The sequence below is a fragment of the Bradyrhizobium australafricanum genome (genome assembly GCF_020329495.1).
In the GTDB taxonomy this organism is placed as follows: Bacteria; Pseudomonadota; Alphaproteobacteria; order Rhizobiales; family Xanthobacteraceae; genus Bradyrhizobium; species Bradyrhizobium australafricanum.
Genome location: NZ_JAGKJL010000131.1, coordinates 1 through 8,094, shown reverse-complemented (window position 1 = coordinate 8,094; position 8,094 = coordinate 1). Strand labels below are relative to the sequence as shown.

General features: G+C 58.5%; 7 protein-coding genes and 2 pseudogenes. 6 read left to right on the top strand and 3 right to left on the bottom strand.

What is annotated here, in order from left to right; all coding sequences use genetic code 11:
- Positions 1–213: hypothetical protein (locus J6525_RS45335; RefSeq protein ID WP_225649495.1), on the bottom strand; the 213-nt coding region annotated here is incomplete at its 3' end.
- A gap of 380 nt (positions 214–593) precedes the next feature.
- Here J6525_RS45335 and J6525_RS45330 point away from each other — a divergent pair.
- Positions 594–950: a hypothetical protein gene (locus J6525_RS45330; protein ID WP_225649494.1), complete on the top strand. Its 357-nt coding sequence runs from the start codon at positions 594–596 to the stop codon at positions 948–950.
- A gap of 389 nt (positions 951–1,339) precedes the next feature.
- Here J6525_RS45330 and J6525_RS45325 read toward each other — a convergent pair whose 3' ends face one another.
- Positions 1,340–1,819, bottom strand: coding sequence for a GNAT family N-acetyltransferase (locus J6525_RS45325; protein WP_312010071.1), 480 nt, complete (start codon positions 1,817–1,819; stop codon positions 1,340–1,342).
- A 160-nt stretch (positions 1,820–1,979) separates the two neighbouring features.
- On the opposite strand from J6525_RS45325, the pseudogene J6525_RS45320 reads away from it, so the two are divergent.
- Together J6525_RS45320 and J6525_RS45315 are read left to right on the top strand one after the other, a co-directional pair.
- Positions 1,980–2,859: pseudogene (locus tag J6525_RS45320) on the top strand (helix-turn-helix domain-containing protein); the annotation flags it as partial.
- A 224-nt stretch (positions 2,860–3,083) separates the two neighbouring features.
- Positions 3,084–3,612, top strand: a pseudogene (locus tag J6525_RS45315) (helix-turn-helix domain-containing protein); the annotation flags it as partial.
- A gap of 751 nt (positions 3,613–4,363) precedes the next feature.
- On the opposite strand, the gene J6525_RS45310 reads toward J6525_RS45315, so the two are convergent.
- Complete coding sequence (locus J6525_RS45310) at positions 4,364–4,528, bottom strand: hypothetical protein (RefSeq protein ID WP_159109433.1); 165 nt, start codon at positions 4,526–4,528, stop codon at positions 4,364–4,366.
- A 1,050-nt stretch (positions 4,529–5,578) separates the two neighbouring features.
- On the opposite strand from J6525_RS45310, the gene J6525_RS45305 reads away from it, so the two are divergent.
- The 3 genes from J6525_RS45305 to J6525_RS45295 form a co-directional block, all read left to right on the top strand.
- Complete coding sequence (locus tag J6525_RS45305) at positions 5,579–5,863, top strand: hypothetical protein (protein ID WP_225649493.1); 285 nt, start codon at positions 5,579–5,581, stop codon at positions 5,861–5,863.
- 1,234 nt (positions 5,864–7,097) lie between these two features.
- Positions 7,098–7,334, top strand: coding sequence for a hypothetical protein (locus J6525_RS45300; RefSeq protein WP_225649492.1), 237 nt, complete (start codon positions 7,098–7,100; stop codon positions 7,332–7,334).
- Positions 7,335–7,915: 581 nt separating this feature from the next.
- The coding region (locus J6525_RS45295) for an IS4/Tn5 family transposase DNA-binding protein (RefSeq protein WP_225647044.1) at positions 7,916–8,094 on the top strand (179 nt) is incomplete at its 3' end.

Genomic DNA, 8,094 nt, shown 5'->3' with positions numbered 1-8,094 from the left:
GAAGCGCTCATTCAGGATGTTCCAGTCGATCAGCGCTGCCAACCGCACCAGCGGATGACCCATGTCGATGATCTGATCAAGCGCCGGAAGCAACAGGTCTTTCTGGCGATCATCCCGCGGCTTGCTCATCGCATTCCCCAATGTCGACGACGCCGTCAGGGAATCACGAATCACCCAAAAGCAAAACCTAAAACGCAAGAAAGCGAGGTCCAATACCCCGCTTTCCTGCGAAATCGAATACTACATCAAGACCAATTCTGCTTATTTCTCAGGTCAATCCGCATTCTTCACGGACGACCATCTATTCATGCCTCAGTTGCATCAACCCCCAACCGCTCTAAGGGAGAATCGTGCATGCATGTGAAGCACACACCTGCACACAACCTGTGGCCCCACGCAGAAATTCTCGGTTGGATGCTTTAGATCAGTCCCACCGCGATCATGCACGTACGAAAACTCTATTGAGTTTCCTCCACTAGTTTGGTGGCGAACTCGGCCTCGCCTCCTCAAGATCTCGACTGACGAGAAGAGAATATGCGCTCAGGTCAGCGCAGCCCTATCTATTTCGCCGGTCATGAACGGCGAATTCGTAATTGCCTCATCCCCTCCTCGGCGAGGCGCCGCTCTCCAAGATCACCTCAGGCGCGATCCAGGAGTACCGGATCGACCGCATCGAAAAATCGAAGGCCGCGCGCGGCAAACCGCCTGACCGCAACATTCTCCATCAGGAACTGGTTGCGCTCCGGCACCCCCTCAAGACTGCCCTCCGCCATGGCAGCTGGCTCTCCAGCCTGCCAGACATGTCCCAGCCCTATCGCAGCAACGGCAAGATCTCCCACCGCGCGTGGTTCTCACCGACTGAATACAGAAAGCTCGACCTGGCGACCTCGCGGCGCGCAGAGAACCCAATCAACGAACGCTGGCGCTACGCGTGCGTAGCAACTGCATGACTACGTGATCTTCATGGCCAACACCACCCTGCGGTTGGACGAGGCCAAATGGCTATAGTACCGCGAAATTACCGCCGTCGAGGACAAGGAAACTGACCAGCGCATCCTTGAAATCGAAGTGCGGGGCAAGCGCGGCGTCGGCAAAGTGCCGCCGCGCCGTTTTTCCGGCTGCGCAAGCGCAACAAGCCCAATCCAGCTCCGGCGAAGCGTAATTACTCGCCCCGTTCAAATTACAGCGGGCGCAAGCCTCAACACTCGCTCGCTTGATCGTCGGATCAAGTGCGACCAGGCGGAGGCCGGTAAGCCGAAGAGCACGCAGCAGGATGCCGCCGGTGTTCGAACGCTTATGTCGACTCGTTGGTAGTGTTCGGACAGCCGCTGCAGAAAGATCATGAGAAGCGATGAACCATATACTTGGCTTGGTCGTCGTAGCTCGCGAGCTTCTCGTTAAGCTGAGGATCTTCCAGACTCTGGAAGCTATGCCTCTCCCAGAACCTCGTTGAATCGTTCACAGCTACCAGGGAAACGTTTGGAAAGTGCGCGCTTCCGGCGTGGCTAATCAGCTTGCGCACAATCTCAGACGCTGCGCCGCCAGACCGCACCTCAGGCAATAGCGCGATATCGTGGATATAATATGTGGATGCGGGGTCAGGTAGGGATTCTAGAAGGACATTGAGCGCGGGTGGCTTTTTGAAGTGCCAAGGATGACTGACAATATAGCCGGCAACGCCAACCGCCTCGCGCTCAAGTACGAAGCATCCGGCGGGGTAGAGCCGAAATCGGTCCGAGAATACGGCCTCATCCTCAGGGTAATTGAGGTGAACGCGAACTACGATAGCGTTCACTGAGGGAAGATCTTCGCACTCCATAGCTCGCCAAGGCATGCAATGTACTTTCAATGATTTCTATATTGACCGATGTTCACTAGCACCAAATGGCGGTGCGGAACAGTGTTCGCCGTCAGGGCTTGTGAGACAAAGGGTTTTGCGGCGGGAGGGTTTTTGGTTCATCGTAGCCACCAGGGCGAAGATGAAGCAGAAATCCGGAACGGTCAAAAGCACCGGCAGAACAAGTGCTAAAGGACATTCGGCGCCAGACACGCCGGCATTGTTCGGCTGAAGAGAAGATTCGTATCGTGCTGGAAGGACTGCGGGGCGAGGAGAACATCTCCGAGCTGTGCCGGCGCGAGGGCATTGCCGCCTCAATGTACTATGGTTGGTCCAAGGAGTTCCTCGAAGCCGGTAAGCGTCGCCTGACGGGCGACACGGCGCATGCGGCAACCTCTGGCGAGGTGAAGGATCTGCGTCGTGAGACGACGCGCTGAAGGAAGCCGTGGCCGACCTCACGCTGGAGCCCGGTTGCTAAAAAAACGCATGACGGCGGATGGGGAGGACGAGGCATGAGACATTCTGCGTCCGAGAAGGCCGAGATCATCCAGCTGGTCGAGCAATCGCATCTTCCGGCCAAGCACACGCTGTACAATTGGCATCCCACGCGCCACGTTCTATCGCTGGTATGACCGTTACCGCGAGGGCGGCAGCGCCGCGCTGGACGATCATCGCTCTCGACCGGAACGGATCTGGAATCGCGTTCCGGACGATGTGCGAGGTCAGATCATCGACCTGGCGCTGGAGAATCCGGAACTGTCGCCGCGTGAGCGGGCCGTGCGGTTCACCGACGAACGGAGGTTTTTTTTGTCTCCCAAGCGTCAGTCTATCGGTTGCTGAAGGCGCATGACCTCATCACCAGCCCGGCCTATGTGGTGCTCAAGGCGGCGAACGAGTTCAAAAACAAGACGACGGCCATCACTCAGCTCTGGCAGACCGACTTCACCTATCTCAACATCACCGGCTGGGGTTGGCACTATCTCTCGACTGTGCTCGACGACTTCTCCCGCTACATCATCGCTTAGCGGCGTGGTCCCACGATTGCGGATGCCGCTCGATGTCGCCCACCATTCCGAGATGATCTCGGCCACCATTCCGATTTGAAGTCGCCCACCCGTTCCGAGACGATCTCGCCCGCCATTCCGGGATGATGTCGCTCGGGTGACGAGGCCTCTTCTGGCTCCCATAGTGTCCGTCCTTTCGGCTTTGCAAAGGGGGACCCTGGATGCCGACGGAGGGGCTTGCGATGCGCCGTGTGCGCGATGTGATCAGGATGAAGGCGGCTGGGCTGCCGAGCCGCGAGATTGCGCGGCGGATGGGCGCGGCCCTCGACGGCACGGTTGACCATCCGGCGGTTCGAGGCCGCAGGCCTGAGTTGGCCGTTGCCCGGAGAACTCACGGACGCGGCCCTGGAGGCCCGTCTGTTCGCCAAGACCGGCAACGGCAACCGGCAGGGTCACCGCCGGATCGCCGAGCCCGACTGGGCGGCGGTGCACCGCGAGCTCAAGCGCAAGCACGTGACGCTGTCGATCCTGTGGGAGGAGTACAATGCCGCCGAGCCCGGGTGATACCGGTACTCGCGCTTCTGTGAGCTCTACCGCGCCTGGGAGGGGCGCCTGTCGGTGACGATGCGCCAGTCGCACGCGGCCTGCGACAAATTGTTCGTCGACTACGCGGGCGACGGCGTGCCGGTGGTGGTCGATCGCCTCACTGGCGAGCGCAGAACGGCGCAGGTCTTCGTCGCCGTGCTTGGCGCCTCGAACTTCACCTATGCGCAGACAACGTGAACGCAGGGGCTCGCCGGCATCCGCGGACCGCGCTACTACAATTAGGAGATGATCCCTTGCTTACCCATCCGACCTTCGACCGGCTCAACGCGCTCTGACTCCACGGCATGGCCAAAGCCTTTGTCGACATCGAGGCCACTTGCGGGGGCCGCGAGCCTCGGTCACGCCGAATGGCTCGCGTTGCTGCTCGAACGCGAAGCACCGCGTCACAACAAGCGGCTCACCTTGCGTCCTCGCCAGTATTAGTCGCACGTCTCATCTCGCTCAACCGTGTCGGCTTGATGACGCGCGTGTCCGGAAGCTGCACGAGCAGTTAGCTGGCGCGGTGTGGAAGCGTACCGTTTTGCCCCTCGCCTTTCTTTGATCGTCTGGCACGTGGGTTGCTGAGCCACTTGGCTTGGTCGCTTGTGATTGTCCTCTCGACGGCCAAGCTCTTCATACCGCAACTCGCACGGGCGGCCCTACCCTGCCGTCCGTGCATTTTTCGGTTGCAGTGGCCCGGCGCCCAGCCGGGGCTCCGTTACGCCAAGAGCGCCAAGGACGCCAAATGACGGAATTGCTTCGCGCCTGGATGACGCTGCTTAAAGTTGCTTCGTGTTTCTGATCTTGAAACGGAGGACGGTGTGAGCGAAGATCTTTTTGAGCGATCGGAGGAGCCCAATCCAGTCGTCAAGGAAACGGGTCGACACATCCTGGAAATGTTCAGCGCGACTATCCACCGGTTCAGTAGCTTGAAAACTCAGAGCGGCAGCGAGTGCGTGACGATATTGGATACGCCGCTCATGGGCTCGACATCTTCCCGGGCTTTGATGGCAACCATGATCTTTATTACGGAGTTGCGAACTACCTCGTCCAGGATCTGCATCGCTTCAAGGGTGTTCCGGGCGCCACGAACAACTCGCATACGCAGACATCCCTCCCGCAATATCGCCAGATGCTGCAGGTCTATTTTCCGATGCGCACAAAGCTCGGCACGGGAAGATTTTCGAAAGGAGATATTATTGCGAAGCGCGCGTCCAAGGCTGTGCTGAAGATCGTCGGAGCCGAACTGGCCCCTGTGCGCGGCTTGGCGCGATTCCCGAACAATCGAAGGCCGCTTGCGAAATCATCTTGCCGTAGGACTATGAGTATTGCTCCACCACCAAGCGGCAGACTTGGAGGGTCGTTGGACGCATGTTGCGGTCCAAGAGGACGGGCATCCTTGTCTCGGTCGGACCAAGACCAACGATTACGCCGCGCCGCCCTTTCAACTTTGAATCCGCCGAGTGCGCCACGGTCACGCCTCTTCATCCTGCTTTTTCGAACCAGTCGCGGATTGTCTGCAAGAGCGTCGCGAACCGATTCACTACCTACATCTCTCTGGGGTTGGCTTCATTGTGCTCTACGATTGCTTTTGCTTCTTCGGGCGACCTGGTTCGCCAACACTCCTTGAGCACCTCGTCGACATGAGCATCCGCGATTAGGCCACATGTACATCCGATCGCCGCCAAGCGTCCGGCACTGGTGTTCTCCATCAGATGCCAACGATCAGCGACCTGCACCGCGCGCGGCTGCGCTTTTGCCGTGGCTTCGCCATCTCCGCCACGATTACGGGCGAGAATCGCGATCGAGGAATAAGCAGATCGCCACGCTTGAGCAGTCTCTGGTTTACGATCGGCATGATGCGGCCGAGCCGGCGTCGGCTAGTGATGGTCCTGCAATAATTCAGAGCCGTCGGACATGCATGCCCTCGCACCACCAATTCCGATAGCTAGAGCTGCGCCCCATAAAGGCTCATGATAGCGGCGATCGAACATAGATGGGTGGCTACCGTCCTTGCATGCCGTTTACCGAACTGTGTGCAACGACACGGTGCCCACACTTTTTCATGACCGAGGTTTCCGAATGGCTGCCAGTCCTACCTTTCCGTCGTTCAAACAGCACGAGAATAGGCGTCGACAATAGGCATCCAAGAATGCCTGCCGCCATCAGCGAACTGCCCCGCCTCGTAATAGGAGGCTGGCTGCGGCGCCATGGCGTCAACCATTTCGAAGACGGCGGTGACCGACATCACCGAACTGAACTGCCGCCCCATGTATCCGCGGGAGTTTATCTTGATGCCGGTTTCCAGGTAAAGTTCCACGATGTCGGCGAAGCTGCGTACATCAACGGCTCCTTTGCGGCGATTGGCGCCTATGGATCGGCCGCCGCCTCGAAGACAGAAGATATCTTCGAAGGGCCGGCACTCACAATCGGCTGAGGAGACGCGCTGCGATGGACAGGCTCAAATTCACACCGGCTTTCCAAGCCGTTCTTCGGTCTACCGACGCCGACCAGCTCGCCGCACTCGGGGAAACCATCCGCGAACGCGGAGGCCATGACGAGTTCACGATGAGAACCACAGAACTAATACGCAAACATCCGCTTACGTTCTTTAGACTGTTAAGATCATTTTCGACGCTGCGCATGAGGAGGATCGCGCATGAGCATCACTTCCGCCATCGCACAGAACCGTAGCGCTCTTATCGCGGGTGTGGCCCTATCTGCCGTCAATGTGGCTAGTGGATGGCGTTTGTGCGTGAGGACAGACAACCCGCAAGGCCCGTCGTACGGGGCGCGATCGGAGACGAAGCGGTCAACCACGAACGGAACGCCAGCGCAATGGCCGATCCCGTCAATCTTAGATCGCTTAATGTGCTCGGCCGAAGTACGCCGTAGAAGGTCCACCGCAAGAGGCGACGGCTCGCTCGGTGGCGTCCACGATGTGTAGCGCGCAAACCAGACGTCGGTAGAGCGCATGCACTGGGCGCGCCGGTTTTAGTGGCGACCATCGGAGCAGCCGCCGTGGGCACCAACCAAGGACATTCACCAGTTGAAATTCCTCTCAAATCGCATCTCGCCGACGCTCCAATAAGAGCCTGGCCTGTCAAATAAGTCGCAGCCAAGCCATTCCAAGATTTCGCAACACGAAACCAGTTCTTTCGGGCTGGCAATAGTTGTAGCTTCCGTTGCGCCTTGCGCGCAGCCGCAAACTTTCCGTCGCGTTCAGCCTGTTTCAGAGTCTTGATCACCAGCTCCTCGGTGTGTTTCCATCCGTCGCTTACAATTCTACCCTCAGCAAAGTACTCGAAGATGACCCGGAAGGTCAGAGCACGGCCTGCGAGTCCAACTTTGGCTCGGTCAACCATCGTTGAGTTGAAGAGTTTCGAGCTGGTCCGGCGAGCGTGAGAACGGCACTTTCAACGAAGACAGGGAATGTCGCGAATGCAGCGACCTCCAGTTGCGTATCCAAGTCCTGACCTTCCAGCCAACGGACGATCGCTTCTAATGGAGACATAGTTTGACTCTTGACTCTCCTCCCTTTCAGTCCCTGTGCGAGCGTTGCGACCGGCATAAGGTGTTTGTGAGAGCGACTCGGCCCAGAGAATGCCGCGCTGGTCAACTACAAGAACCATGCGGGTCTTAGGGACACCTAGATCGTGTCGGACGGGCCAGTGACTGAGGGCTTCGTCTGGGCGGGATTCATGTTCATCTCCGCCGCCGTAGCCGCAGCTGGCTGCGTAGCCGTGTGGGCCATGATCGTGCTGACCCTTGGCATTGCGGGCAAGGTAATGGTCCTCATCGGACTTGCGGCTACGCAGGTCATCATCGTGCGCCGCGTGCGCACCATGGCGGCCTCCCGCGACGCTGCTGACTTCGACGGGGTCCGGGTACCGGATCGCCGCGATTGACAGAGTCCGTTCCTCGCCAGGACCGTTTGGGTATTACTATCCGGTCGTCCTCAATTCTTGAGGACTGGTCCTCATACTACTGGCGGATAACAAATCGGCCTGTCGATCAAAGCACGCTCATGGACATCAGCTCGATCGATGCAAGGATGCCCGGCCCAGCGCCCGCGGAGGAGAGGTCGTCACTAGATCTGCTCGGGTCGTCTTCCATTCGCCCGCGGGGGCGATACAAACCGGCTACTCTTACACCCTCGCGATTGAGGTCAACACTTTAGACTCTGCTCGCCAGCAGTCGCCCCCTCTAGTCCAGACGAGAGCCGATTCCGACGGTTATGGCGGATAGTCGAGTCCCTACAATTGTCGCACACAATCAACTACTAATAATCGCAATTGACCTGACGGTAGCGGCATGACCACCCTAGTTATTGATCGTCAACTAAAAACCGCTGTACCCGACTTGGCTACCTTTCAATTACCCACATTTGACGTCGGATTTGAGCGAGGCGCCGCGGGCGAAATCTTGAATCGGTAGAATCTGTTGTGATTCGTTGTTGAGCACCTGATTCGGAAGCGCGGGGTGCTCGATGGGCTTGGTGAAGGAACGTGCCGGGGCGCGTGCTCAGCGATTGACGACTGGTATCGAGACGTGGGTTGATCGGGAAGTTGCGGGATGCGAGTTTAAGGATGAGCGGCTTGGTCGCCGGTTCTGCAAATTGCTCGCACAAATCGGGAGCGACATGGGTCAAAGCATCCCGCTGGTTTG

Coding starts and splice junctions, on each gene's coding strand:
- J6525_RS45325 (WP_312010071.1), bottom strand. CDS start 1,819: ATGGAGTGCGAAGATCTTCCCTCAGTGAACGCTATCGTAGTTCGCGTT.
- J6525_RS45310 (WP_159109433.1), bottom strand. CDS start 4,528: ATGCGAGTTGTTCGTGGCGCCCGGAACACCCTTGAAGCGATGCAGATC.
- J6525_RS45305 (WP_225649493.1), top strand. CDS start 5,579: ATGCCTGCCGCCATCAGCGAACTGCCCCGCCTCGTAATAGGAGGCTGG.